The 26,298-nt window shown below is 50.1% G+C and carries 28 protein-coding genes; 9 read left to right on the top strand and 19 right to left on the bottom strand.

Annotated features, from left to right (window positions below):
* Positions 1-75: 75 nt before the first annotated feature.
* From yebY to yobA, 3 genes are read right to left on the bottom strand one after another with little or no spacing between them, the layout of a single operon-like run.
* The gene (gene yebY / locus AABJ99_RS10560; protein WP_000976467.1) at positions 76-417 is read right to left on the bottom strand and encodes a YebY family protein; all 342 of its coding nucleotides are present in this window, start codon (positions 415-417) and stop codon (positions 76-78) included.
* 12 nt (positions 418-429) lie between these two features.
* Positions 430-1,302, bottom strand: coding sequence for a copper homeostasis membrane protein CopD (gene copD, locus AABJ99_RS10555; protein WP_039020725.1), 873 nt, complete (start codon positions 1,300-1,302; stop codon positions 430-432).
* A gap of 3 nt (positions 1,303-1,305) precedes the next feature.
* Positions 1,306-1,680 carry a CopC domain-containing protein YobA gene (yobA, locus tag AABJ99_RS10550; protein ID WP_000204701.1) on the bottom strand — a complete coding sequence of 125 codons (375 nt, stop codon included), beginning with the start codon at positions 1,678-1,680 and terminating at the stop codon, positions 1,306-1,308.
* A gap of 138 nt (positions 1,681-1,818) precedes the next feature.
* Here yobA and holE point away from each other — a divergent pair, with 138 nt between their 5' ends.
* The 3 genes from holE to exoX all read left to right on the top strand — a co-directional run bounded on the left by holE (position 1,819) and on the right by exoX (position 3,493).
* Positions 1,819-2,049, top strand: coding sequence for a DNA polymerase III subunit theta (gene holE, locus AABJ99_RS10545; RefSeq protein ID WP_000916763.1), 231 nt, complete (start codon positions 1,819-1,821; stop codon positions 2,047-2,049).
* Between the two features lie 101 nt (positions 2,050-2,150).
* Positions 2,151-2,807: a carbon-nitrogen hydrolase family protein YobB gene (gene yobB / locus AABJ99_RS10540; protein WP_000011660.1), complete on the top strand. Its 657-nt coding sequence runs from the start codon at positions 2,151-2,153 to the stop codon at positions 2,805-2,807.
* A gap of 23 nt (positions 2,808-2,830) precedes the next feature.
* On the top strand, positions 2,831-3,493 hold the full coding sequence (gene exoX, locus AABJ99_RS10535; RefSeq protein WP_000944256.1) for an exodeoxyribonuclease X: 663 nt from the start codon (positions 2,831-2,833) through the stop codon (positions 3,491-3,493).
* Here exoX and ptrB read toward each other — a convergent pair.
* From ptrB to yebG, 4 genes are all read right to left on the bottom strand, one after another.
* Positions 3,490-5,550: an oligopeptidase B gene (gene ptrB / locus AABJ99_RS10530; RefSeq protein WP_039020724.1), complete on the bottom strand. Its 2,061-nt coding sequence runs from the start codon at positions 5,548-5,550 to the stop codon at positions 3,490-3,492. The genes exoX and ptrB overlap by 4 nt on opposite strands.
* A gap of 208 nt (positions 5,551-5,758) precedes the next feature.
* Positions 5,759-6,418 carry a tellurite resistance TerB family protein gene (yebE, locus tag AABJ99_RS10525; protein WP_000024743.1) on the bottom strand — a complete coding sequence of 220 codons (660 nt, stop codon included), beginning with the start codon at positions 6,416-6,418 and terminating at the stop codon, positions 5,759-5,761.
* Positions 6,419-6,744: 326 nt separating this feature from the next.
* Positions 6,745-7,101, bottom strand: coding sequence for a protein YebF (yebF, locus tag AABJ99_RS10520; protein ID WP_001295500.1), 357 nt, complete (start codon positions 7,099-7,101; stop codon positions 6,745-6,747).
* 66 nt (positions 7,102-7,167) lie between these two features.
* Positions 7,168-7,458 (bottom strand): DNA damage-inducible protein YebG, encoded by a 291-nt coding sequence (yebG, locus tag AABJ99_RS10515; RefSeq protein ID WP_000257738.1) that lies wholly within the window; start codon positions 7,456-7,458, stop codon positions 7,168-7,170.
* 133 nt (positions 7,459-7,591) lie between these two features.
* Between yebG and purT the strand changes: the two genes are divergently transcribed.
* The gene (purT, locus tag AABJ99_RS10510) at positions 7,592-8,770 is read left to right on the top strand and encodes a formate-dependent phosphoribosylglycinamide formyltransferase (RefSeq protein ID WP_000173499.1); all 1,179 of its coding nucleotides are present in this window, start codon (positions 7,592-7,594) and stop codon (positions 8,768-8,770) included.
* Between the two features lie 54 nt (positions 8,771-8,824).
* Here purT and kdgA read toward each other — a convergent pair whose 3' ends face one another.
* From kdgA to zwf, 3 genes are all read right to left on the bottom strand, one after another.
* On the bottom strand, positions 8,825-9,466 hold the full coding sequence (gene kdgA, locus AABJ99_RS10505; protein ID WP_039020723.1) for a bifunctional 4-hydroxy-2-oxoglutarate aldolase/2-dehydro-3-deoxy-phosphogluconate aldolase: 642 nt from the start codon (positions 9,464-9,466) through the stop codon (positions 8,825-8,827).
* 36 nt (positions 9,467-9,502) lie between these two features.
* Entirely contained in the window at positions 9,503-11,314 is a 1,812-nt protein-coding gene (gene edd / locus AABJ99_RS10500; RefSeq protein WP_001069467.1) for a phosphogluconate dehydratase, read from the bottom strand.
* Between the two features lie 234 nt (positions 11,315-11,548).
* Entirely contained in the window at positions 11,549-13,024 is a 1,476-nt protein-coding gene (gene zwf / locus AABJ99_RS10495; protein WP_000301730.1) for a glucose-6-phosphate dehydrogenase, read from the bottom strand.
* 337 nt (positions 13,025-13,361) lie between these two features.
* Between zwf and hexR the strand changes: the two genes are divergently transcribed.
* Together hexR and pyk are read left to right on the top strand one after the other, a co-directional pair.
* Positions 13,362-14,231: a DNA-binding transcriptional regulator HexR gene (gene hexR, locus AABJ99_RS10490; RefSeq protein ID WP_001056694.1), complete on the top strand. Its 870-nt coding sequence runs from the start codon at positions 13,362-13,364 to the stop codon at positions 14,229-14,231.
* A gap of 127 nt (positions 14,232-14,358) precedes the next feature.
* A complete protein-coding gene (gene pyk, locus AABJ99_RS10485) occupies positions 14,359-15,801 on the top strand; it encodes a pyruvate kinase (protein WP_000091148.1) in 1,443 nt (480 codons plus the stop codon).
* Between the two features lie 131 nt (positions 15,802-15,932).
* Here the strand turns inward: pyk and lpxM are convergent, their stop codons facing one another.
* From lpxM to znuA, 3 genes are all read right to left on the bottom strand, one after another.
* On the bottom strand, positions 15,933-16,904 hold the full coding sequence (gene lpxM / locus AABJ99_RS10480) for a lauroyl-Kdo(2)-lipid IV(A) myristoyltransferase (RefSeq protein ID WP_010364183.1): 972 nt from the start codon (positions 16,902-16,904) through the stop codon (positions 15,933-15,935).
* 119 nt (positions 16,905-17,023) lie between these two features.
* Positions 17,024-18,346, bottom strand: a complete 1,323-nt coding sequence (gene mepM, locus AABJ99_RS10475) for a murein DD-endopeptidase MepM (protein WP_001184021.1) — start codon at positions 18,344-18,346, stop codon at positions 17,024-17,026.
* A 15-nt stretch (positions 18,347-18,361) separates the two neighbouring features.
* Positions 18,362-19,294, bottom strand: coding sequence for a zinc ABC transporter substrate-binding protein ZnuA (gene znuA, locus AABJ99_RS10470; RefSeq protein WP_011076428.1), 933 nt, complete (start codon positions 19,292-19,294; stop codon positions 18,362-18,364).
* A gap of 78 nt (positions 19,295-19,372) precedes the next feature.
* Here znuA and znuC point away from each other — a divergent pair, with 78 nt between their 5' ends.
* Positions 19,373-20,128, top strand: a complete 756-nt coding sequence (gene znuC / locus AABJ99_RS10465; protein WP_039020722.1) for a zinc ABC transporter ATP-binding protein ZnuC — start codon at positions 19,373-19,375, stop codon at positions 20,126-20,128.
* Positions 20,125-20,910 (top strand): zinc ABC transporter permease subunit ZnuB, encoded by a 786-nt coding sequence (gene znuB / locus AABJ99_RS10460; protein ID WP_000571478.1) that lies wholly within the window; start codon positions 20,125-20,127, stop codon positions 20,908-20,910. The genes znuC and znuB overlap by 4 nt, the downstream gene beginning before the upstream one ends.
* A 146-nt stretch (positions 20,911-21,056) precedes the next feature.
* On the opposite strand, the gene ruvB is transcribed toward znuB, so the two are convergent.
* From ruvB to AABJ99_RS10440, 4 genes are all read right to left on the bottom strand, one after another.
* On the bottom strand, positions 21,057-22,067 hold the full coding sequence (gene ruvB / locus AABJ99_RS10455) for a Holliday junction branch migration DNA helicase RuvB (RefSeq protein WP_000568522.1): 1,011 nt from the start codon (positions 22,065-22,067) through the stop codon (positions 21,057-21,059).
* A gap of 8 nt (positions 22,068-22,075) precedes the next feature.
* Positions 22,076-22,687 carry a Holliday junction branch migration protein RuvA gene (ruvA, locus tag AABJ99_RS10450; protein ID WP_039020721.1) on the bottom strand — a complete coding sequence of 204 codons (612 nt, stop codon included), beginning with the start codon at positions 22,685-22,687 and terminating at the stop codon, positions 22,076-22,078.
* A gap of 167 nt (positions 22,688-22,854) precedes the next feature.
* Positions 22,855-23,439, bottom strand: coding sequence for a hypothetical protein (locus AABJ99_RS10445; protein ID WP_338387555.1), 585 nt, complete (start codon positions 23,437-23,439; stop codon positions 22,855-22,857).
* Between the two features lie 37 nt (positions 23,440-23,476).
* Entirely contained in the window at positions 23,477-24,526 is a 1,050-nt protein-coding gene (locus tag AABJ99_RS10440; protein WP_338387578.1) for a hypothetical protein, read from the bottom strand.
* Between AABJ99_RS10440 and AABJ99_RS10435 the strand changes: the two genes are divergently transcribed.
* A complete protein-coding gene (locus tag AABJ99_RS10435) occupies positions 24,434-24,997 on the top strand; it encodes a YebB family permuted papain-like enzyme (protein ID WP_322281606.1) in 564 nt (187 codons plus the stop codon). The two genes, AABJ99_RS10440 and AABJ99_RS10435, sit on opposite strands and share 93 nt — an antisense overlap.
* A 1-nt stretch (position 24,998) precedes the next feature.
* Here the strand turns inward: AABJ99_RS10435 and ruvC are convergent, their stop codons facing one another.
* Both ruvC and yebC read right to left on the bottom strand, forming a co-directional pair.
* A complete protein-coding gene (ruvC, locus tag AABJ99_RS10430; protein WP_001295503.1) occupies positions 24,999-25,520 on the bottom strand; it encodes a crossover junction endodeoxyribonuclease RuvC in 522 nt (173 codons plus the stop codon).
* A 34-nt stretch (positions 25,521-25,554) separates the two neighbouring features.
* Positions 25,555-26,295, bottom strand: coding sequence for a YebC/PmpR family DNA-binding transcriptional regulator (gene yebC, locus AABJ99_RS10425; protein ID WP_000907234.1), 741 nt, complete (start codon positions 26,293-26,295; stop codon positions 25,555-25,557).
* Positions 26,296-26,298 lie beyond the last annotated feature (3 nt).

Raw genomic sequence — 26,298 nt, 5'->3', positions numbered from 1 at the left:
ATGTTAAAAACCGCCTGTTCTGGTGAAAGAACTGAGGCGGTTTTTTATTGGAAATCAAAAGGCTATTTTAGGTAATTAACAGAGTTTTTCAGCTCGCTCTATAAACGGTGCCAGACTCATTTTTTCACCTGGATTGTTAGGATCATCAATCTGAATCACCGAAATGGGCTGGGCATTGGTCTTCCCGCTGGCGACTTCCTTTTGTGCGATATCGTTCAAAGGATACTGCACGAGGGTACTCGGATTAATAACATACAACGCATGGCCCGGTCGGCATGTCAGCATCACCTCTTCGCGGTTAAATGCCCATTTGTCTTTACCCACTTCAAAACGACTGACGGTAATCACCTGCGGTGCCGCCAGCGCCGCTGCAGAACTGGTGAGTAACAGAAACGCCAGAATACTTTTTTTCATCATTTTCGTAATCCATCAAAAAGGTTCGAGAGTCGCAAGCAGGCTGATGATCACCAGCACTACCGCACCTATCGCCCATTCGAGTTTAGTCATCCACACAAACCAGGGAGCCGCACGATCTTCATCCTGCCTCATGCGCGGTACAAGAACATAACGATTAGCCAGCGCGATGACCACCATAATCATCACCAGGATGGCTTTGAGCAATAAGAGTTGGCCCCAGTAAGTCGTAAGCGTGGGGGGAAATCTGGTAATCAACAATGCATTAAGCACGCCGCTTGCCAGTACGCCGATCACCGCAAAATGCCCGCACCAGGAAAAACGCATCAGCGCCTGAATAGCCTGGTGTCGCCAACGGCCTTTGATGAGTTGCATACACCAGAGCACCGGAAGTAATCCTCCAAACCACGCCGCCGCACAGATCAGGTGAATCGCGTGATTAGTCTGATGGATTTTCGCCGTTACCCCTTCATTCAGCGTCGCATGCCCGACTCCCGCCAGCAGAATAAATTGCGCGGTAGTGAGCATAAACAGCAAACGTGGCATATTCCGCGGTTGCATAAGGGCGACGATCAACGTTACGAGGGCGAGAACAATTTGCCATAACCAGACGCCACCAAACTGCGTTTGCAAAACAGCCTGCCAAATGTTTGGCGAAAATACATCTGACCATCCCGTTCCCATCAACCCGCCCTGAACTGCGAGCATTGCAGTGGCACTGCTCAAACTCCAGACGGCAGCGTGCTGTTGTAAACGCAGAAAACGCTTCGTCAGCAAGCGACGAATCGTTAAGGGGGCCAGCCAGGCACCGTACATTGCGAAGCCAAAAACCAGCATCAGCGAGGTGAAATGGATAAATCGCAGCGCGATCCAGGTAAACGCCAGCATGATTTATTTCACGCTAAAGGTATAGTGTCCTTTCGTTTTATGCCCGTCCACCGAAACAACATGCCAGTCAACGGTGTAGGTTCCGGGTTTCAGCGAATCGGCCAGTGGAACAATCAGTTGCTTTTGGTCCTGCTCATTCCGCTTCGCCGGTAATGTTTTAATATTTTCGTTTTTTGGCCCCGTGATTTTTGCACCACTGAATCCTGTTTCAACGCCTTCCGAGAAGTTTAAAGTGATTGCCTGCGGGGCAGCTGTCACTTGCGCGTTTGCCGCAGGATACTGATGCGTTAAATGCGCATGTGCCCAGACGGAAGGTGTCACCAACGTAGTGGTCAGGATTGCCAGCGCGTAGCGAAGGGAGCGTGCAGTTGAAGTCATATTATCTATTCCTTTTTGTAATAACTTTTTTACAGAGCATAACCTTGTCTAATGTCTGAGTCGAGGATCATCAATTCCGGCTTGCCATCCAGGCTCACTCTTAGTAACTTTTGCCCGCGAATGATGAGGAGATTAAGAATGCTGAAGAATCTGGCTAAACTGGATCAAACAGAAATGGATAAAGTGAATGTCGATTTGGCGGCAGCCGGGGTGGCATTTAAAGAACGCTACAATATGCCGGTGATCGCTGAAGCGGTTGAACGTGAACAGCCTGAACATTTGCGCAGCTGGTTTCGCGAGCGGCTTATCGCCCACCGTTTGGCTTCGGTCAATCTGTCACGTTTACCTTACGAGCCCAAACTTAAATAAAACTTATACAGAGTTACACTTTCTTACATAACGCCTGCTAAATTATGAGTATTTTCTAAACCGCACCCATAATTTGCAGTCATTTTGAAAAGGAAGTCATTATGTCGTTCTGGAAAGTTGCAGCAGCGCAATATGAGCCTCGTAAAACCTCACTGACCGAACAGGTAGCTCATCATCTGGAGTTTGTGAGGGCCGCCGCCAGGCAACAATGTCAGCTGTTAGTTTTTCCATCGCTTTCTTTACTGGGGTGTGATTATTCGCGACGTGCCCTTCCTGCCCCCCCCGATCTCTCGCTGTTAGACCCGCTTTGTTATGCTGCAACGACCTGGCGAATGACCATCATTGCCGGCCTTCCCGTTGAATATAACGATCGCTTTATTCGTGGAATTGCGGTGTTCGCACCGTGGCGAAAAACGCCAGGGATCTACCATCAGAGTCATGGTGCATGTCTGGGCCGTCGTTCCAGAACCATCACGGTGGTCGATGAACAACCGCAAGGTATGGATATGGATCCGACCTGTTCACTATTTACGACAGGGCAATGTCTGGGGGAACCCGACCTGCTGGCGTCGACCCGCCGCTTACAATTTTTTTCACATCAGTACTCAATTGCCGTGCTGATGGCAAATGCCCGTGGTAACAGTGCACTATGGGATGAACATGGTCGTCTCATCGTTCGCGCCGATCGTGGTTCATTATTGTTAGTCGGTCAGCGTTCATCACAGGGTTGGCAAGGCGATATCATTCCATTACGCTAGGCTTTTTCGGCCTGGAGCATGCCATGTTGCGCATTATCGATACAGAAACCTGCGGTTTGCAGGGAGGGATCGTTGAGATTGCCTCTGTTGATGTCATTGACGGAAAAATCGTCAACCCCATGAGCCACCTGGTGCGCCCCGATCGTCCTATTAGTCCACAGGCGATGGCGATTCATCGCATCACCGAAGCCATGGTCGCCGATAAACCGTGGATTGAAGATGTGATCCCGCACTATTACGGTAGTGAATGGTATGTCGCGCACAACGCCAGCTTTGACCGCCGCGTACTGCCTGAGATGCCCGGTGAGTGGATTTGCACTATGAAACTGGCCCGTCGTCTGTGGCCAGGGATCAAGTACAGCAATATGGCGTTATATAAAACACGGAAGCTCAATGTACAGACGCCGCCGGGCCTGCATCATCACCGCGCGTTGTATGACTGTTATATCACCGCTGCGTTGCTTATCGATATTATGAACACCTCCGGCTGGACGGCAGAACAGATGGCCGATATCACCGGACGTCCATCGTTGATGACGACCTTCACCTTTGGCAAATACCGTGGCAAAGCGGTTTCCGACGTTGCCGAACGCGATCCGGGCTATCTGCGCTGGTTATTTAATAACCTGGACAGCATGAGCCCGGAGCTGCGTTTAACACTGAAACATTATCTGGAAAATACTTAATCTACTGGCTTAGCGGGTAATGTTCCCTGTGCCAGCGCGACCAGAAAAGCATATTCCATCGCTACGCCTTCATACGATTTAAAGCGACCAGATTTACCGCCATGGCCTGAGTCCATGTCGGTACAGAGCAATAAAAGATGGTTATCGGTTTTCAGCTCGCGCAATTTAGCGACCCATTTTGCCGGTTCCCAATATTGCACCTGAGAATCGTGCAAACCGGTCGTTACCAGCAAATGCGGATAAGCCTGGGAGGTAACGTTGTCATACGGGCTGTAGCTTTTCATGTACTCGTAATATTGCGGATCCTGCGGATTCCCCCACTCTTCAAACTCACCAGTGGTAAGAGGAATTGATTCATCAAGCATCGTTGTTACAACATCAACAAATGGTACCTGGGCGATAACGCCGTGGAACAATTCCGGGCGTTGATTAATTGCAACGCCCATCAACATGCCCCCCGCACTCCCGCCCATCGCATAACAGAGCGAAGGAGAGCCATAGCCCAGTTTTAACAATGCATCGCAGGCATCAAGATAATCATTAAACGTATTTTTCTTCTTCAGAAATTTTCCGTCTTCGTACCATTGTTGCCCCAGCTCACCACCGCCGCGAACATGGACAATGGCGTAGACAAATCCACGATCCAACAAACTCAAGCGGCTAAAACTGAAATCGGCATCAATACTTGCGCCGTAAGAACCGTAGCCATACACCAGTAGCGGGTTGTGTCCTTTGCGAAAATGTTTGCGATGATAAACCAGCGAAACCGGGACTTCGACGCCATCACGGGCGACTATCCACAGGTGTTCACTGCGGTAATTCGCCGCATCAAAACCGGGAACTTCCGTTTGTTTTAATACACGACGCTCACCGGTATCCATATCCAGTTCAAACAAAGTATCTGGTGTGGTCATGGAAGAATAACCATAACGCAATCGCGCGGTTTCAGGTTCTGGATTGTAGGCAATCCAGGTCACATAGGCCGGATCATCAAAGGCAATGCCAATGACTTCCCGGGTCTTGCGGTTGATTTGGCGCAAACTGGTTAACCCGCGCTGACGCTCTTCAACCACCAGCCAGTCGGTAAACAGCGTAAACCCTTCCAGCATAATGTTATCGCGTGGCGGAATTAACTCTTCCCACCGTTGCTCATCACGCATACGGGTACGGTATAAGCCAAAGTTTTTGCCGTGGCGGTTGGAACGCAGATAAAACCGATGCTGGTAGTGATCAAGGCTGTATTCGTGATCTTTGCGTCGCGGCAGAAAAACAAACGGCTCGGCATCGGCCATTTCCGCGTCCAGCAGGCGAACTTCACTGGTGGTGGCGCTGGCCAGATGGATGACTACATAGTGCTTCGAGGTCGTTTTATGCAGGCTGACGTAATAGGTATCGTCTTTTTCTTCGTAGATCAGTTTATCCTGCGATGCTGGCGTACCGATGGCGTGACGCCAGACCTGATAAGGAAGCAGCGTCACCGGATGCTTGCGAACATAGTAGAAAGTCCAGGAATCATTTGCCCAGACAAAGCTGGGTTCAACGTTATCCAGCAGTTCCGGATACCAGTTACCTGTTTCCAGATTACGAAAACGAATTCCGTACTGGCGTCGGGAAAGAAAATCTTCTGCCAGAGCCATAATGGTGTTATCGGGCGTAATCGCCATTCCGCCCATCGAATAAAACTCACTGTGCGCCGCGCGCTTGTTGGCATCGAGCAATGTTTCCCACTCATCCCACTCTTCGCTGAACGCCGATTGACGCTGGTAGATAGCATATTCACAGCCTGGTTCATAAATATGCCGGTAGCGGTAACCATTTTTAATGTAGGGCGCAGAAACTTCTCTTTGCGGAATACGGTCGATGATTTCCTTTAAGATGCGATCCTGTAAGGCTTGTTGCGAGGCCATCACCCGATGACCGTAACTATTTTCTTGCTGCAGGTAGTCCAGCACTTCCGGCTGAGAACGCGTATCGTCCCGCAGCCAGTAGTAATTATCGATGCGCGTATCGCCATGAAGCGTCATGGCGCGGGGAATGCGAGCGGCTTTTGGTAGCATGTTATTGTTCTTTCTGGTTGAAACATCTTATAAGGGTGGCAAAACTCACCGGGGATGCAAGCGAAACAGGGGAGTCATTGCTTAGATGATGACAGGTAATGGCGCGGATTTCGAATGTTATGCAGACAGAGAAGATCAGCCTGTTCAAATGGCTGTGCGGTTCTGGATAGCCCGAAATAGTCAACTTCAGGCTATCCAGAGAGCGGAATTATTCCGCCAAAGTACGTTTTTGCTGTTCGAGATCGCGTTCAATACCTTCACGAACGTCCTGGGGGATTTTCAGCGCGTCACCCAGTGCATTCAGGTAACTGCGTTCCATAAAATGGTCAATATCAATAGCCGCGCAGCTCAGGAAATAGATTTCCAGCGCCTCTTCTTCATTGCGGACCCCGGTAGCCAGGCGTTGTGGATCCAGCGGTTGTTCTATTGCCTGCTCAATGAGTACACGCCCCTGCTCTTCCACGCCGGCTTCACGCAATTGCTGGTCGATTGCCGCACGTTCTTTGGCATCAATATGACCATCACTTTTAGCGGCAAAGACCAGCGCAAGGATCAAACGTGCCGTACGCTCATCCAGCGGCGTACTTTGCGCGCCAAACTGCGGTTCGTCCTGATGCGCCGCGCGAATTTTATCTTTGTATTTATTCCACAGCACCGTACCCGCTACCGCTCCGCCGCCAAGCAGCAACGCGTTGGTGCCATATTTCGTAAGAAGTTTACGTGCTGATTTATTTGCGACCAGCAGCCCAGCCAGTCCGCCTAATGCGCCAGGCACTAAAAGTTTGCCCAATCCCTGATCCGCAGACGAGGAGGTAGAAGAACTGCTTTGCCCAAGCAGGGATTGCAGTTGATTTAACCAGTTAGCCATATTTGCTCCTCAATAACCATTTTTAGTGCCTGTAGCATAGCGGATGAGGATGTCAGAAAATGTATATCGAGACAAAAGATGCGCAAATAAGCGGGTCGGCAGGCCGTTATTCAAAGAAATTCGCGCCAGGTAAGGTGTTCACTGTATATCAGGTGATAAGGGTATTTTAGGTGAACGTAATTTGACGTTTTGAGTGGCATTGTTTGATGCTGATTGCCCGATGCGACGCTGTTGCGTCTTCCCAGGCCTACGATTGAGGTGCCTTGTAGGGCGGACCAGGCACTCGCGCCGCATCCGCCGACGGTCAATCGAATTATCAGAGGCCATTAACGCCGCTGATATTCCGCCATTCCCGCTTTGCAGTCCACGCTGACCTGGTAATGAATATCGGCACTTTTACCACGCACGGTTAGCGGTACTGACCATTTATCATCTTTACCCTGAATGTCCTGCAAACTGACCCATGCCACAGGATCGGCCTGACCGACAATTTTTTGATCATCTGCCCAGCGCGCCACGCGATTTTGTTGATAATCACGTTTTACGCTCGCGGCAATTCCGGCAGCATCCAGACCTTCACACTTTGGGAAAGTGACCGACTTGCTGGTTTCATTATTGGCAGCGAAAACTGATGCGCAGGCAGAAACCAACAACAGCCCTAAAAACGCCCCTCTTTTTTTCATGTTTTTCTCCATAGCACAATGATTCAGGAGAAAGCATGGTACAAATTGTCAGGAGCGCAAGTTGCTTCAGGCCGCGTGTGAGGCATCTTCCTCTTCGGATTCAGCACCGACGACCTGTGGGGACGGTAATTTGCCGGTTTTCAGAATGGTGCTCAGCACATCTTTTTGTTCTGCCAGCCATAGCGAAAGGGCTTCACGTTGCTCGTCTTCCATTTGCACTGGAGAATTTGTCAGCCAGGTGTCAAGCAGATCCGCCGTATCAAGCATTTTGTCATAAGCATCGGCTTCCTTTTTGCTGGTAAACGACATTTTCTCTTCGCCCTCACGAATGACTACGTATTTAACTTCAACCGCCATTTGCAGCCTCTCATAATAACTGTGATTTTATACAGTATATTTCTTCTCGATTGGGAAATCAACATCAACAATAAAGACACGCGCAAACGTTTTCGTTTATACTGCGCGCGGAATTAATCAGGGGATATTCGTTATGACGTTATTAGGCACTGCGCTGCGTCCGGCAGCAACTCGCGTGATGTTATTAGGCTCCGGTGAACTGGGTAAAGAAGTGGCAATCGAGTGTCAGCGTCTCGGCGTAGAGGTGATTGCCGTCGATCGCTATGCCGACGCACCAGCCATGCATGTCGCGCATCGCTCCCATGTCATTAATATGCTTGATGGTGATGCATTACGCCGTGTGGTTGAACTGGAAAAACCACATTATATCGTGCCGGAGATCGAAGCTATTGCCACCGATATGCTGATCCAGCTTGAAAAGGAAGGACGGAATGTTGTCCCCTGCGCTCGCGCAACGAAATTAACGATGAATCGCGAGGGTATCCGTCGCCTGGCGGCAGAAGAACTGCAGCTACCCACTTCAACTTATCGTTTTGCCGATAGTGAAAGTCTTTTCCGCGAAGCAGTTGCCGCTATTGGCTATCCCTGCATAGTTAAACCGGTAATGAGCTCTTCCGGCAAAGGGCAGACGTTTATTCGTTCCGCCGAGCAGCTTACACATGCGTGGGAATACGCTCAGCAAGGTGGACGCGCCGGAGCGGGCCGCGTAATTGTTGAAGGCGTCGTTAAGTTTGATTTTGAAATTACCCTGCTAACCGTCAGCGCGGTGGATGGCGTCCATTTCTGTGCACCGGTAGGTCATCGCCAGGAAGATGGCGACTATCGTGAATCCTGGCAACCACAGCAAATGAGCCAGCTGGCTTTGGAACGTGCGCAAGAGATTGCCCGTAAAGTGGTGCTGGCACTGGGCGGTTATGGGCTGTTTGGTGTCGAGCTGTTTGTCTGTGGTGATGAGGTGATTTTCAGTGAGGTCTCCCCTCGCCCACATGATACCGGGATGGTGACGTTAATTTCTCAGGATCTCTCGGAGTTTGCCCTGCATGTGCGAGCCTTTCTCGGACTTCCGGTTGGCGGGATCCGTCAGTATGGTCCTGCAGCTTCTGCCGTTATCCTGCCACAACTGACCAGTCAGAATGTCACGTTTGATAATGTGCAGAATGCCGTAGGGGCAGGTTTGCAGATTCGTTTATTTGGTAAGCCGGAAATTGATGGCAGCCGTCGTCTGGGTGTAGCGCTGGCGACCGCTGAGAGCGTTGATGAAGCGATTGAGCGCGCAAAGCACGCCGCAGCACAGGTAAAAGTACAAGCTTAACCCCGGCGAAAAACGCTACAAAAATGCCCGATTCACGATCGGGCATTTTGACTTTTATAGCTTAGCGCCTTCTACAGCTTCACGCGCAAGCTTAGTAATGCGGTCGTAATCGCCCGCTTCCAGCGCATCTGCCGGAACCAGCCAGGAACCACCGATGCAGAGCACGCTTTTCAGCGCCAGGTAGTCACGGTAGTTAGCCGGAGAAATACCACCTGTCGGGCAGAAACGGACCTGGGAGAACGGACCCGCGATCGCCTGCAGGGCTTTCACGCCGCCGTTAGCTTCAGCCGGGAAGAATTTGAACTCTTTCAAACCGTAGTCCATACCCAGCATCAGTTCGGAAACAGTGCTGATCCCCGGAATCAGAGGAATAGTCCCTTCGGTAGCAGCTTTCAGCAGCTGCTCGGTCAGACCCGGGCTAATTGCGAACTGTGCACCCGCTTCGGTGACTTCTGCAAGCTGCTGTGGATTCAGCACCGTACCGGCACCCACAATTGCTTCAGGCACTTCTTTGGCGATAGCACGGATAGCGTCAACTGCACACTCGGTACGCAGAGTCACTTCCAGAACGCGCACCCCACCAGCAACCAACGCTTTTGCCATCGGCACCGCGTGTTCCAGTTTTTTTACCACGATAACCGGTACAACCGGGCCGGTGGTGAGGATTGATTCTGCACTTGTTTTCCAGTTTTTCATCAGAGTTTTCTCTCGCCTGATTACAAATTTGTCGTCTTAAAAAGTGATACAGGTTGCGCCCTGTTCGGCACCGGACAGTTTTTCGCGCAAGGCGCTGAATAATTCACGTCCTGTTCCCACGCGTGACGCGCTCAGGTCAGGAATGTGTGGTTCGCGAGCAGCCAGTTCCGCTTCGTCTACCAGCAGCGTCAGTTCGCCTGTCTGTCCATTCACACGAATGATGTCCCCGTCGCGCACTTTTGCCAGCAGCCCGCCATCGTAGGCTTCTGGTGTTACGTGGATAGCTGACGGCACTTTACCTGAAGCGCCGGAGAGTCGTCCATCGGTAACTAACGCAATTTTGAAACACCGGTCCAATAATACACCAAGTGGCGGCATGAGTTTATGTAATTCTGGCATTCCGTTCGCTTTTGGCCCCTGATGACGGACAACAACGACACAATCGCGGTCCAGCAAACCCGCTTCAAAGGCCGGCATAACGTCATGCTGGCTTTCAAAAACAACCGCAGGCGCTTCAATCACCTGGTTCTCAACCGGCACGGCAGAGGTTTTCATAACCGCGCGGCCCAGGTTACCGCTTAACACTTTTGTCCCACCATGATGAGAGAAAGGTTGTTCGAAGGAAGCGATCACATTGCTGTCGAGTGATTTTTCCGCCCCTTCCCGCCAGTCCAGTTCACCATTATTCAGCCATGGTTCGAGGGTGTAGCGAGAAAGACCAAAGCCCGCCACCGTATTGACATCTTCATGCAACAGACCCGCCTTGAGCAGCTCACGCACCAGAACAGGGACGCCACCCGCCGCCTGGAAGTGGTTAATATCAGCCGGACCGTTCGGGTAGAGACGCGCCATCAGCGGTACAACATCAGAAAGGTCAGAGAAGTCATCCCAGTTAATCTGAATACCGGCCGCGCGCGCCATCGCCACCAGGTGCATGGTGTGGTTAGTGGAACCACCGGTCGCCAGCAGTGCAACGATACCGTTCACCACCACTTTCTCATCTATCATCTTACCGATCGGCATCCATTCATTACCATTGCCGGTCATGCGTGTAACCTGGCGCGCAGCGGCAGCGGTCAAAGCATCGCGCAGCGGGGAGTCCGGATGAACAAAAGAAGAGCCCGGCAACTGCATCCCCATAAACTCCACCACCATCTGATTCGTATTGGCGGTACCGTAGAAAGTACATGTTCCCGGCGCATGATAAGACGCAGCTTCTGACTCCAGCAGCGCCATGCGGTCCACTTTACCTTCAGCATAAAGCTGGCGAATACGCACTTTTTCTTTATTTGGCAAACCGCTTGCCATCGGTCCAGACGGCACAAACACCGCAGGCAAATGCCCAAACGACAGGGCTGCCATCGTCAGACCCGGGACAATCTTGTCGCACACACCGAGGAACAGCGCACCATCAAACATGTTATGGGACAGCCCCACCGCCGCAGACATCGCAATCACTTCGCGGCTTAACAGCGACAATTCCATTCCATCCTGCCCCTGGGTGACACCATCACACATCGCCGGAACACCGCCTGCAACCTGACCAACCGCATTTGCTTCATGCAGGGCTTTACGAATGATTTCTGGATAGTGTTCATAAGGCTGGTGCGCGGAGAGCATGTCGTTATAGGAGGTGATGATGGCGATATTGTTACGCAACATGCTTTTCAAAGAGGCTTTGTCTTCTGGCTGGCATGCAGCGAAACCGTGTGCCAGGTTACCACATGCCAACTGCGAACGATGAACGGTCGAAGTTTTCGCTTGTTCTATCCGGGCGAGGTAAGCAGAGCGAGTCTCGCGCGAACGTTCAATGATTCGATTTGTTACGCGTAACAATTGTGGATTCATAAAGGCTCCTGAAATTGAGTTGTCAGAGCAGGATGATTCACAACGCGTTTCATTCAGAGGATTTATGACTGAAACGCCTGTAACCGGAGCTCATAGGGCAAAAACGTTTCAGTCAGTGTAATAAAAAAAGCCTCGTGGGTGAATCCACACGAGGCCTGAAAGTGTAAAAATTGTTCTACAATCTGTGCAAGATCATGTTACCGGTAAAATAACCATAAAGGATGAGTGCAGATATTACTCAAACTCATTCCAGGAACGACCGTCACGGGTAATCATCGCCACCGAGGCAACCGGTCCCCAGGTTCCGGCCTGATACGGTTTCGGCGCATCATTGTCCATCGCCCACGCTTCAGTAATGGAGTCCACCCATTTCCAGGCTTCTTCTACTTCATCACGACGTACAAACAGTGCCTGAATACCGCGCATGGTTTCCAGCAGCAGACGTTCATAGGCATCTGCTAAATGCGTCTGATTAAAGGTTTCTGAATAGCTCAAGTCCAGCTTGGTGATTTGCAGGTTATGTTTGTGGTCAAGGCCAGGAACTTTATTCAGTACCTGGATATCCACGCCTTCATCAGGTTGCAGACGGATAGTCAGTTTATTCTGCGGCAGATCCTGCCACGACTCTTTAAACAGATTCAGTTCAGGTGTTTTGAAATAGACCACGACTTCAGAACATTTGGTCGGTAGACGTTTACCAGTACGCAGGTAGAATGGCACACCGGCCCAGCGCCAGTTATCAATGTCGACGCGGATCGCCACGAAGGTTTCTGTATTGCTGCTCTTGTTCGCGCCCTCTTCTTCCAGATAGCCCGGCACTTTTTTGCCCTGGGCGAAGCCCGCAGTATATTGCCCGCGTACGGTTTTTTCGCGCACGTTGGAGCGGTCAATGCGGCGCAGAGACTTCAGTACTTTGACTTTTTCATCGCGGATGCTGTCTGCACTCAAATCAGACGGCGGAGACATCGCAATCATGCAAAGAATTTGCAGCAGGTGGTTTTGGATCATATCGCGCATCTGACCGGCTTTATCAAAATAGCCCCAGCGCCCTTCGATCCCCACTTCTTCTGCCACGGTAATCTCAACATGATCAATAGTGCGATTGTCCCAGTTATTCACAAACAGGGAGTTAGCAAAACGCAGCGCCAACAGGTTCAGCACCGTTTCTTTACCAAGGTAATGGTCGATACGGTATACCTGGCACTCCTCAAAATATTCACCAACTTGATCGTTGATTTCCCGCGAGGTCGCCAGCGACGTCCCCAGCGGTTTCTCCATAACTACGCGTGCCGGTTTAGCATTCAGTTTTGCCTCGCCAAGCCCTTTGCAGATTGCACCAAAAGTGCTGGGCGGCATGGCAAAGTAGTTAATGGTGATACGATTTTTTTGATCCAGCATCGCGCCGAGACGGCTGAATGCAGCTGTGTCATTGACATCGAGATTACAAAAATCCAGACGTGCACTCAGGGTGTCCCATAAACCTTCATCAATGGTTTCTTTCATGAAAGTTTCGAGTGCCTCGCGGACAACTTTGGTATATGCCGCTTTATCCCAGTCAGCACGCCCTACGCCGATAATCCGGGTGTCCGGGTTGAGCTGACCGGCTTTTTCCAGTTGATACAGGGAAGGCAGCAATTTACGACGCGCAAGGTCGCCTTTCGCGCCGAAAATGACCAGGTCACAGGCCTGGGCTGTTTGCGTTACCGCCATGTCATTCTCCTTAAGTTAACTAACCCGGTACTTAAGCCAGGGTATACTTGTAATTTTCTTACGGTGCACTGTACTGCTTTTACGAGCTTGCGAAAACTGTAAACGCTTATCCACCCGTGCGATTACGGTAAAAGCGCGCAAAGTGCGGCAAAACTGATAAAAAAATCATCGTTTCCCATTGGGTAAAAATCTGACACTGATCATGTTATGAAAAAAAATAACAACTTTTTTATCTGCTTTTGTCATTAACACAGCACACAGGCGTAATATCTGACAAAACTGCATTTCGATTTCTTTCAGTGCGGAAATCGTCATTACCCGTGAGTCTCTTTACATCATGAATATGCTGGAAAAAATCCAGTCTCAGCTGGAACATTTGAGCAAATCAGAGCGCAAAGTTGCCGAGGTCATTCTGGCTTCGCCCGATAACGCGATCCATTCGAGTATTGCTGCTTTGGCGCTGGAAGCCAATGTTAGCGAACCGACGGTGAATCGTTTCTGTCGCAGCATGGACACGCGCGGTTTTCCTGATTTTAAACTGCATCTGGCACAAAGTCTGGCGAATGGCACTCCCTATGTTAATCGCAACGTCAATGAAGATGACAGCGTTGAATCATACACGGGGAAAATATTTGAGTCGGCAATGGCAACGCTCGATCATGTCCGTCATTCACTGGATAAATCTGCCATCAACCGCGCCGTCGACTTGCTCACTCAGGCAAAAAAAATCGCCTTTTTCGGATTAGGCTCTTCAGCCGCCGTTGCCCACGATGCAATGAATAAGTTCTTTCGTTTTAATGTTCCGGTGGTGTACTCCGATGATATCGTGCTGCAACGCATGAGTTGTATGAATTGTAGCGACGGAGACGTGGTGGTGCTGATTTCTCACACGGGAAGAACAAAAAATCTGGTCGAGCTGGCGCAGCTGGCACGCGAAAACGACGCCATGGTGATTGCCCTCACCTCTGCGGGTACCCCGCTCGCCCGGGAAGCAACGCTGGCAATTACCCTCGACGTACCGGAAGATACTGACATTTATATGCCCATGGTTTCTCGACTTGCGCAGCTGACCGTGATAGATGTGCTGGCGACAGGATTTACTTTGCGACGCGGTGCAAAATTCAGAGATAACTTGAAGCGGGTCAAGGAAGCGCTGAAGGAATCGCGTTTTGATAAGCAGTTACTTAATTTAAGTGACGATCGCTAAAAACGACTGTCACTGTTCTAATCTTATACGACATCCGAATGAGATTACTTTATCGCCATAACGGCGTTATTTCATTCGGATTTCATGTTCAAGCAACACCTGGTTGTTTCAGTCAACGGAGTATTACATGTCCAGAAGGCTTCGCAGAACAAAAATCGTTACCACGTTAGGCCCAGCAACAGATCGCGATAATAACCTTGAGAAAGTTATCGCTGCGGGTGCAAACGTTGTACGGATGAACTTTTCTCACGGCTCTCCTGAAGATCACAAAATGCGCGCGGATAAAGTTCGTGAGATTGCCGCAAAACTGGGGCGTCATGTGGCTATTCTGGGTGACCTCCAGGGGCCCAAAATCCGTGTATCCACCTTTAAAGAAGGCAAAGTTTTCCTCAATATTGGGGATAAATTCCTGCTCGACGCCAACCTGGGTAAAGGTGAAGGCGATAAAGAAAAAGTCGGTATCGACTACAAAGGCCTGCCTGCTGACGTCGTGCCTGGTGACATCCTGCTGCTGGACGATGGTCGCGTCCAGTTAAAAGTACTGGAAGTTCAAGGCATGAAAGTATTCACCGAAGTGACCGTCGGCGGTCCGCTCTCCAACAATAAAGGTATCAACAAACTCGGCGGTGGTTTGTCGGCTGAAGCGCTGACCGAAAAAGACAAAGCAGACATTAAGACTGCGGCGTTGATTGGCGTAGATTACCTGGCTGTTTCCTTCCCGCGCTGCGGCGAAGATCTGAACTATGCACGCCGCCTGGCTCGCGACGCAGGTTGTGATGCAAAAATTGTCGCCAAAGTTGAACGTGCGGAAGCCGTTTGCAGCCAGGATGCAATGGATGACATCATCCTCGCCTCTGACGTGGTAATGGTTGCTCGCGGCGACCTCGGTGTGGAAATTGGCGATCCGGAACTGGTCGGCATTCAGAAAGCGTTGATCCGTCGTGCACGTCAACTAAACCGCGCGGTAATCACTGCGACCCAGATGATGGAGTCAATGATTACTAACCCGATGCCGACGCGTGCAGAAGTCATGGACGTAGCAAACGCCGTTCTGGATGGTACTGACGCTGTGATGCTGTCTGCAGAAACTGCTGCTGGTCAGTATCCTTCAGAAACCGTTGCAGCCATGGCGCGTGTTTGCCTGGGTGCGGAAAAAATCCCGAGCATCAACGTTTCTAAACACCGTCTGGACGTTCAGTTCGACAATGTGGAAGAAGCTATCGCCATGTCAGCAATGTACGCGGCTAACCACCTGAAAGGCGTTACGGCGATCATCACTATGACCGAATCGGGTCGTACCGCTCTGATGACCTCCCGTATCAGCTCCGGTCTGCCGATTTTCGCTATGTCGCGCCATGAACGTACGCTGAATCTGACTGCTCTCTATCGTGGCGTTACGCCGGTGCACTTTGATAGCGCCAATGACGGCGTCGCAGCTGCCAGCGAAGCGGTTAATCTGCTGCGCGATAAAGGTTACTTGATGTCTGGTGACCTGGTGATTGTCACCCAGGGCGACGTGATGAGTACCGTGGGTTCTACTAATACCACGCGTATTTTAACGGTAGAGTAAGTACGTTGCCGGATGCGGCGAAAACTCCACATCCGGCCTACAGTTCAATGATAGTTCAACAGATTTCGAATCTTCTGAAGCAAACTTGAACTTATCACACGGCGGAAGCCTCTCCTCGCGAGAGGCTTTTTTTATTTGATGGGATAAAGATCTTTGCGCTTATACGGTTGGATTTCGCCCGGTTTGCGAGTTTTCAGCAATTTTAATATCCAAGTGTATTGTTCTGGTCGCGGACCAACAAAAATCTCGACTTCTTCATTCATCCGCCGCGCAATCGTATGGTCATCCGCCTCTAACAGATCATCCATCGGTGGGCGCACCTGAATCGTCAGACGATGCGTCTTGCCATCATAAATCGGAAACAGCGGTACAACGCGCGCACGGCACACTTTCATCAAACGACCAATCGCGGGCAACGTCGCTTTATAGGTGGCAAAGAAATCAACAAATTCGCTGTGCTCGGGGCCATGATCCTGATCGGGTAAATAATATCCCCAGTAGCCCTGACGTATCGACTGGATGAATGGTTTAATACCATCATTTCTCGCATGCAGACGACCGCCAAAGCGACGACGCACCGTGTTCCAGACATAATCAAAAACCGGGTTGCCCTGATTATGGAACATCGCTGCCATTTTCTGCCCTTGCGAGGCCATCAGCATGGCCGGGATATCGACGGCCCAACCGTGCGGCACCAGAAAAATCACTTTCTCGTTATTACGCCGCATCTCTTCGATGATCTCCAGCCCTTGCCAGTCAACGCGCGGCTGAATTTTCTCCGGCCCGCGTATTGCCAACTCAGCCATCATTGCCATCGCTTGCGGCGCGGTGGCAAACATCTCATCAACAATCGCTTCGCGCTCGGCTTCACTACGTTCTGGAAAGCAGAGCGACAGATTGATTAACGCACGACGGCGTGAGCTTTTTCCCAGTCGTCCGGCAAAACGTCCCAGCCGTGCCAGAATGGGATCGCGGAACTTTGGCGGTGTTAAAGCGATACCCGCCATCGCTGCTACGCCCAGCCATGCTCCCCAGTAGCGAGGATGGCGAAAGGATTTATCAAACTCAGGAATGTATTCGCTATTATTTTTTTTCGTTTCCATGCTTTTCCAGTTTCGGATAAGGCAAAAATCAATCTGGTGATAGTGTAGCGGCGCAACTTGCCCCGCACCAAATAAAAAAAGCCGGTACTGACTGCGTACCGGCTGCGAATGGATGTTAATTAATCAAACCGTAGCTGCGGCACAATCTCTTTGGCCTGCGCCAGGAATTCGCGACGATCGGATCCAGTCAGTCCTTCGGTACGCGGCAGTTTTGCCGTCAATGGGTTTACGGCCTGCTGGTTGATCCAGACTTCATAGTGCAAATGCGGCCCGGTTGAACGCCCAGTATTACCGGAAAGCGCGATACGGTCGCCACGTTTCACTTTCTGTCCTGGTTTCACCAGAATCTTACGCAAGTGCATATAACGCGTGGTGTAGCTACGACCATGACGAATAGCCACATAATAACCTGCTGCGCCACTGCGTTTGGCAACCACCACTTCACCGTCACCCACTGAAAGCACTGGCGTACCCTGTGGCATGGCGAAATCAACACCTCTGTGCGGTGCAACGCGACCAGTCACCGGGTTAGTACGACGCGGGTTAAAGTTAGAAGAGATACGGAATTGTTTCGCCGTCGGGAATCGCAAGAATCCTTTCGCCAGACCAGTGCCGTTACGGTCGTAGAATTTGCCATCTTCAGCGCGGATTGCGTAATAATCTTTACCTTCTGAACGCAAACGTACGCCCAGCAGTTGGCTTTGCTCACGTTTACCATCAAGCATTTCTCGTGACATTAACACCGCAAATTCATCGCCTTTTTTCAGTTTGCGGAAATCCATTTGCCACTGCATGGCTTTAATCACTGCGCTCACTTCGGCGCTGGTTAAACCGGCGTTTCTGGCGCTGGCAACAAAACTTCCTCCGACGGTACCTTTCAGCAGATTGTTGACCCATTCCCCTTGCTGCATTTCGCTGGTCATTTTAAAACCGTTAGCGGCAGTGCGGTCATAGGTTCGGGTTTCCCGACGAGATACTTCCCAGGTAAGGCGCTGCAATTCGCCGTCCGCGGTTAATGTCCAGGAAAGTTGTTGACCGATTTTCAGGTTACGCAATTCTTTGTCAGCAGCAGCCAGTTGGGTGATATCACCCATATCAATACCATACTGATTGAGAATGCTGCTTAGCGTATCGCCAGTGGAAACAACATATTCATGCACGCCCGCTTCACCGGCGATTTTGTCATCCAGTTCATCCTGGGGAATGGCTTCATCTTCTTGTGCAGCTTGATCAATCGGCTCACTGGCTTCAGGTAAGAGCGAACGAATTTCGTTCTGTTCCAGCTCAATGGTTTTGACAATTGGCGTGGCATCGCGGTGATAAACATAGGGCCGCCAGACAGCGACGGCCAGAGTAAGAACGGTGAGCAACCCCAACATAACGCGGTGTGGTCGCGGTAAATTATTAAACGCCAGGGCGACAGAGCGGGCTATCTGTTGCACGTAATCACTTCCTCATTAATCTCCTTTCAGGCAGCTCGCATACTGGTTGGCTAATTGATTCAGGAATTCTGAATAGCTTGTTTTACCCAGTTTGATATTCGTCCCCAGGGGATCCAACGTTCCCATACGAACGGATGTCCCTCGAGCGACGCTCTCAACGACCGCTGGCCTGAACTGTGGCTCAGCAAAAACGCAGGTTGCTTTTTGCTCAACCAACTGTGTTCTTATTTCATGTAAACGCTGCGCGCCAGGTTGAATCTCAGGGTTAACGGTAAAATGACCAAGCGGTGTCAGTCCGAACTGTTTTTCGAAATAGCCGTAAGCATCGTGAAAAACGAAATAACCTTTCCCCTTGAGCGGCGCGAGCTCGTTACCAACCTGCTTTTCGGTTGAGGCTAATTGTGCCTCAAAATCCTTCAGGTTGGCGTCAAGTTTGGCTCGACTTTGCGGCATAAGTTCCACTAATTTTCCATGGATTGCAACCGCTGTAGCCCGCGCTATCTCTGGGGAAAGCCAAAGATGCATGTTGAAATCGCCGTGATGGTGATCTTCGTCACTTTTTTCCGCGTGGTCGTGATCATCATCATCGCCGTGAATACTTTTCATCAGCAGCGGTTTCACATTCTCTAGCTGCGCAATCGTTACCTGTTTCGCTTCAGGTAATTTACTTACCGGTTTTTGCATGAACGCTTCCATCTCCGGGCCAACCCAAACGACTAAGTCCGCGTTCTGTAAGCGTTTTACATCTGATGGACGCAGTGAATAATCATGTTCTGAAGCGCCGTCAGGTAGTAAAACCTCCGTTTCTGTTACCCCATCAGCAATGGCAGAAGCGATGAACCCAACGGGTTTAAGCGAAGCGACAACGGCAGCATCTGCGGCCTGTGTTGCACCACCCCAGAGAGCGGCGGATAATGCTGCGAAAAGAAGCGTTTTTTTATGTAACATAATGCGACCAATCATCGTAATGAATATGAGAAGTGTGATATTATAACATTTCATGACTACTGCAAGACTAAAATTAACATGACAAGTCTGGTTTCCCTGGAAAATATCTCGGTTTCTTTTGGCCAACGCCGCGTCCTCTCTGATGTGTCGCTGGAACTTAAACCTGGAAAAATTTTGACTTTACTTGGGCCAAATGGCGCAGGTAAGTCGACACTGGTACGGGTAGTGCTCGGGCTGGTAACACCCGATGAAGGGGTTATCAAGCGCAACGGAAAACTGCGCATCGGCTATGTACCGCAGAAGCTGTATCTCGACACCACTTTGCCACTGACCGTAAACCGTTTTTTACGCTTACGCCCTGGCACACATAAAGAAGATATTTTGCCTGCACTGAAACGTGTCCAGGCCGGGCATCTGATTAACGCACCGATGCAAAAGCTCTCGGGTGGCGAAACACAGCGTGTATTGTTAGCGCGAGCATTGTTAAATCGACCGCAATTATTAGTGCTGGATGAACCCACTCAGGGCGTGGATGTGAATGGTCAGGTGGCGTTATATGACCTTATTGACCAGTTGCGTCGCGAACTGGATTGTGGCGTTTTAATGGTCTCTCACGATCTGCATTTGGTAATGGCAAAAACCGATGAAGTGCTTTGCCTGAATCACCACATTTGTTGTTCCGGCACACCGGAAGTTGTTTCCCTGCATCCGGAGTTTATTTCTATGTTTGGTCCTCGTGGTGCTGAACAACTGGGTATCTATCGCCATCATCATAATCATCGTCACGATTTACAGGGACGAATTGTTTTGCGTCGGGGAAATGATCGCTCATGATTGAATTATTATTTCCTGGTTGGTTAGCCGGGATCATGCTCGCCTGTGCCGCGGGTCCGCTGGGTTCGTTTGTGGTCTGGCGTCGTATGTCTTATTTCGGTGATACACTGGCTCATGCCTCATTACTTGGCGTCGCGTTTGGTTTGTTGCTGGACGTGAATCCATTCTATGCGGTAATTGCCGTTACGCTGCTGCTGGCGGGCGGTCTGGTATGGCTGGAGAAGCGCCCACAGCTGGCGATCGACACGTTATTAGGGATTATGGCGCACAGTGCCCTGTCGCTGGGCCTGGTGGTCGTTAGTCTGATGTCTAACATTCGTGTTGATTTGATGGCTTACCTGTTCGGTGATTTGCTGGCAGTGACGCCAGAAGATCTCATCTCTATTGCGATTGGCGTGGTCATCGTGGTGGCGATTCTGTTCTGGCAATGGCGCAATTTGCTGTCAATGACGATTAGCCCTGATCTGGCGTTTGTTGATGGTGTGAAATTACAGCGCGTGAAATTGTTGTTGATGCTGGTGACAGCATTGACGATTGGTGTAGCGATGAAATTTGTCGGCGCGTTGATTATTACTTCGCTGCTGATTATTCCTGCAGCTACAGCGCGTCGCTTTGCCCGCACGCCGGAACAGATGGCCGGTGTCGCTGTTTTGGTGGGAATGGTGGCAGTAACTGGCGGTTTAACCTTTTCCGCATTTTACGATACGCCGGCGGGTCCGTCGGTAGTGCTATGTGCGGCACTGTTATTTATTATCAGTATGATGAAAAAGCAGGCCAGCTAATCTGTCGCTGAACACATTTGTCGGATGCGGCGCGAGCGCCTTATCCGACCTACGGTTCGCTACTTCTGGTAGGCCTGATAAGACGCGAACAGCGTCGCATCAGGCTTATCGCCAATGTCGGAAGCGGCTTGAATACCTTATTCAACTTAAGGCATTTCTGGTGGCGTGATGCCGAAGTGGTTCCACGCCCGCACTGTCGCCATACGCCCGCGCGGTGTACGCTGCAAAAAGCCTTGCTGAATCAAATAAGGTTCCAGCACATCCTCAATGGTTTCACGCTCTTCGCCAATGGCAGCCGCCAGGTTATCCAGACCTACCGGCCCACCAAAGAACTTATCGATTACCGCCAGCAACAATTTGCGGTCCATATAATCGAAACCTTCGGCATCGACATTCAGCATATCCAGCGCCTGAGCAGCGATATCCGCCGAGATGGTGCCATCGTGCTTCACTTCGGCGAAGTCACGCACTCGACGCAGCAGACGGTTGGCAATACGTGGAGTACCGCGAGCGCGACGAGCAACTTCCAACGCGCCATCGTCACTCATCTCAAGCCCCATAAAGCGTGCGCTGCGACTGACAATATATTGCAGATCCGGCACCTGATAAAACTCCAGACGTTGCACAATACCAAAACGATCACGCAGCGGTGATGTCAGCGAACCTGCGCGCGTGGTTGCACCAATCAGAGTAAACGGCGGCAAGTCAATTTTAATGGAGCGTGCCGCCGGACCTTCACCAATCATAATATCCAGTTGGTAGTCTTCCATTGCCGGATACAACACCTCTTCCACCACTGGTGAAAGACGGTGGATCTCATCAATAAACAGCACGTCATGCGGTTCAAGGTTAGTGAGCATCGCTGCCAGATCGCCCGCCTTTTCCAGTACTGGACCGGAAGTCGTGCGTAAATTCACGCCCATTTCATTGGCGACAATGTTGGCAAGCGTAGTTTTACCTAAACCCGGAGGACCAAAAATCAACAGATGATCGAGGGCATCGCCGCGCAGTTTCGCTGCTTTGATGAAAATCTCCATCTGTGAACGAACCTGCGGCTGACCAACATACTCTTCCAGTAATTTGGGGCGAATGGCGCGATCTGCCACATCTTCCGGCAAAGTGGTACCGGCAGAAATCAGACGGTCTGCTTCAATCATCCTTTACCTCATAACGCGGCGCGTAGGGCTTCGCGAATTAATGTTTCACTGCTGGCGTCAGGGCGAGCGATTTTGCTCACCATGCGGCTTGCTTCTTGTGGTTTATAGCCCAGCGCCACCAGCGCGGCAACCGCTTCCTGTTCAGCATCGTCGGTCGTCGGGCTAGCAGGTGACGTGAGTACCAGGTCGGCAGCTGGCGTAAAGAGATCGCCATGCAAACCTTTAAATCGGTCTTTCATTTCAACAATCAAGCGTTCGGCGGTTTTTTTGCCAATACCCGGCAGTTTCACCAGCGCCCCGACTTCTTCACGCTCAACGGCATTAACGAACTGCTGCGCTGACATTCCAGAGAGGATTGCCAATGCCAGTTTAGGCCCAACGCCGTTGGTTTTGATCAACTCTTTGAACAACGTGCGCTCTTGTTTATTGTTAAAACCGTACAGCAGTTGCGCGTCTTCACGCACCACAAAGTGGGTGAAAACGATCGCTTCCTGACCCGCTTCAGGGAGTTCATAAAAACAGGTCATCGGCATATGCACTTCATAGCCTACGCCGCCCACTTCAATTAATACCAGCGGGGGTTGTTTTTCAATGATGACGCCTCTGAGTCTGCCTATCACATGACGCTCCTGCGTAATGAATCAAAGATAATGCTGTATGATAAAAAAATGCTGGATAGATATCCAGCGAGGGATGATATTAAATCATTTCAGAACTGATAATCCTTTGGCTCACGGTATCTGAAATTTTCTATGAATCACCTTACATCGCACTCTTTCTTTGACTTCTAATGGCCAATTTTTCCACGTTCCTTGCTGGCGTGCTTCCATTCGCGGCATTTTTTTAGTTGGTGAAGGAGTAAGACCGCAAATATAAATGCGCTTATTGCCCATATAGCTATCAGAATCGGCAAAGGGCTGATATTGAAAAACACGTTTTCACAGGGTTTCCCGATGGCGGGGCGATCTTTTAAAACCTTCACGCACATGGTGATTCCTGGTTTTATACGCTTGTCCTCAACATGCAAATTCCAGGTCTTACCGTCAATCTGCCAGGTCAGGTCATAGGCATACAGCCCCGTGCAATCAATCCTTCCTCCCCGCAGTAAATTGCAGGAGTGCGAGGCGCTACGCTCAAAATTACTGGTATAACGAACCGAAGAAACTTTTGCGAGCGTAGTCAAGCTATTGCGGTGGTACTCATACTCCTGAACGGCAGCATAACTGGTATAAATCGCTAAAAAGAAGTAAAAGAGCGCAATTGGCTTCCTGAAACGTGGGTAGTGAGCTTCCATGAGATAGATGCTTAATATCAACGTCCCGGCAAGAGCAAATGAGATTAAAAGCTGATTGAATACGCTTGATAAATTCATCCGCGCCTCTGTATCTGGCAAGCAGGTAGAGGACTAATCATTCAGCGAGTCCCTGAACGCTGAATTTTTGCGGGATCATTCCACTATCAATACGCCACTGATATGACTCCGTATGCGCTAACTCGTCACCATTAAGATCAATCGAGACCTGGTTTGAGTAAATATCATACTCATCAATTATGTCAGCGCCTGAGTATTCATACAGAGCATAATATCCTGCCATCAAATCCCCCTTCGACACCCTTTCATAACTTTTTAGCACATAGCCATATCGCCAGTTAATCAAATCAAAAAGAATGCTTTCGGCGTCCTCTCTTGCAAAAATATCATCCCCCACTCTGATGATAAAACTTCCGGCATTAATTTTATAATGATGTTTTCCCGGCAGAAATTCAAAAGCCTGAGTGAGTGAAAATGATTCTTTATAATGATCACCCGCAGGAATAACTTGCCAGCCATCGACCCCATCATAAATTCCACACATCCCATCAAGGACAATGTTGCTTGTTGTGATGTCAAAGGCTTTATTGCAAGGCATCAAACCACCTTCAAAGATATAAGCAGGTTGAGTATTGCTATTGTAGAAATCCAGTAAAGCATTCACCACCTGCCCCTGCTGTATAACGCTAAGCCTCACGGTGACACCACTTTGCGCCATTCGCGCATCGTTAAGGCTTGCACCAGCTTCACCCACGCCGTAGATATCATCACGCATATGAATAATTTGAGGCACAAACTCATTATTCTCATTTAAAGAAATACGTCCATATCGCCAGGGATAGCGGATGACATTATCTTGAGCAAATACATTCACGCATTGACTGATCGAAACTATAATTATCACATTAATAAATAACCGCATAAAACATTCCTTGTCATGATTACAATACAATGCTAATGCTTTACCATCACGAAAGATAGATGCTGTTTTATATATAAATAATGGATTGATATAGTGAAAATAAATTACCCAGCTAAATATGAAACCGGTGATATTGTTTTTACCTGCATCGGTGCTCGCCTGTTTGGGCAAATCTCTGCAGCCTCGAAATGCTGGAGCAACCATGTGGGGATAATCATCGGACATGACGGTGATGATTACCTGGTTGCGGAGAGTCGAGTTCCGCTCTCCACAATCACAACTTTGTCACGATTTATTGAACGGTCGACCGATCAACGCTACGGTGTTCGCCGCCTGGCAGGAGGTTTAACCGCAGAGCAGAAACTTGCTCTTGTCGAAAAGGTCCCTGCCCGGTTGCATAAGTTCTACCACACCGGTTTTAAATACGAATCTTCCCGCCAGTTCTGTTCAAAATTCGTTTTTGATATTTATAAAGAGGCGCTATGTATCCCGGTGGGTGAAATTGAGACGTTTGAAGAACTGTTAAATAGCAATCCGAATGCAAAACTCACTTTCTGGAAATTCTGGTTTTTAGGTTCTATTCCGTGGGAGCGTAAAACCGTCACGCCAGCCAGTTTGTGGCATCATCCGGGTTTGGTGTTGATTCATGCGGAGGGAGTAGAAACGCCTCAGCCTGAATTGACCGAGGCGGTATAACTTAACGCAGTCGCCCTCTCGCCAGGTTCAGCCGCGATTCGCTCATTTGCATCGCATTCTGACTAACGTGGCAGTGGGTGATGGCAATTGCCAGCGCATCAGCGGCATCCGCCTGAGGATTAGCGGGGAGTTTCAGCAAGGTGCGAACCATATGCTGCACCTGGCTTTTTTCGGCACTACCAATACCTACCACCGTTTGCTTTACCTGACGTGCCGCGTATTCAAATACCGGTAATTCCTGATTCACCGCCGCCACAATCGCCACGCCACGCGCCTGCCCCAGCTTCAGGGCCGAGTCGGCATTTTTAGCCATAAAGACTTGTTCAATGGCGAAATAATCAGGCTGGAACTGGGTGATGATTTCCGTCACGCCCGCATAGATGAGCTTAAGACGAGACGGTAAATCATCTACTTTGGTGCGTATACATCCGCTACCCAGGTAGGACAGCTGCCTGCCCACCTGGCGGATGACGCCATAGCCGGTCACGCGCGAACCCGGGTCAATGCCGAGAATAATAGCCATCACGCGTCTCCGTTTTGCTGTTTAGCAGGCCTCATCAGAGAGTCGCTGCAACCTCATCAGAGATTTCACCGTTATGGTAGACTTCCTGCACGTCGTCGCAATCTTCCAGCATATCGATCAGACGCATCAGTTTCGGTGCGGTTTCTGCATCCATATCAGCTTTGGTGGACGGGATCATGGAAACTTCCGCGCTGTCTGCTTTCAGACCTGCCGCTTCCAGAGCGTCGCGTACTTTGCCCATTTCCTCCCATGCAGTGTAGACGTCAATCGCGCCATCATCATAGGTCACAACATCTTCAGCACCAGCTTCCAGAGCTGCTTCCATGATGGTGTCTTCATCGCCTTTCTCGAAGGAGATCACGCCTTTTTTGCTGAACAGATAGGCTACGGAACCATCAGTACCGAGGTTACCGCCACATTTGCTGAATGCGTGACGCACTTCAGCAACGGTACGGTTGCGGTTATCAGACAGACATTCAATCATGATTGCCGTGCCGCCAGGACCGTAACCTTCGTAGATGATGGTTTCCATGTTTGCATCATCATCACCGCCCACACCACGTGCAATTGCGCGGTTCAGGGTGTCACGAGTCATGTTGTTAGACAGTGCTTTATCAATGGCTGCTCGCAGACGCGGGTTAGCATCCGGATCTCCACCGCCCAGCTTCGCCGCGGTTACCAGTTCACGAATGATTTTAGTGAAGATTTTACCGCGCTTAGCATCCTGCGCAGCTTTACGATGTCTGGTGTTGGCCCATTTACTATGACCTGCCATAAA

The organism is Escherichia coli, assembly GCF_036503815.1.
GTDB lineage: Bacteria > Pseudomonadota > Gammaproteobacteria > Enterobacterales > Enterobacteriaceae > Escherichia > Escherichia coli_F.
Note: the sequence above shows the minus strand (reverse complement) of the source record. Positions and strands in the feature narration are given on the sequence as shown.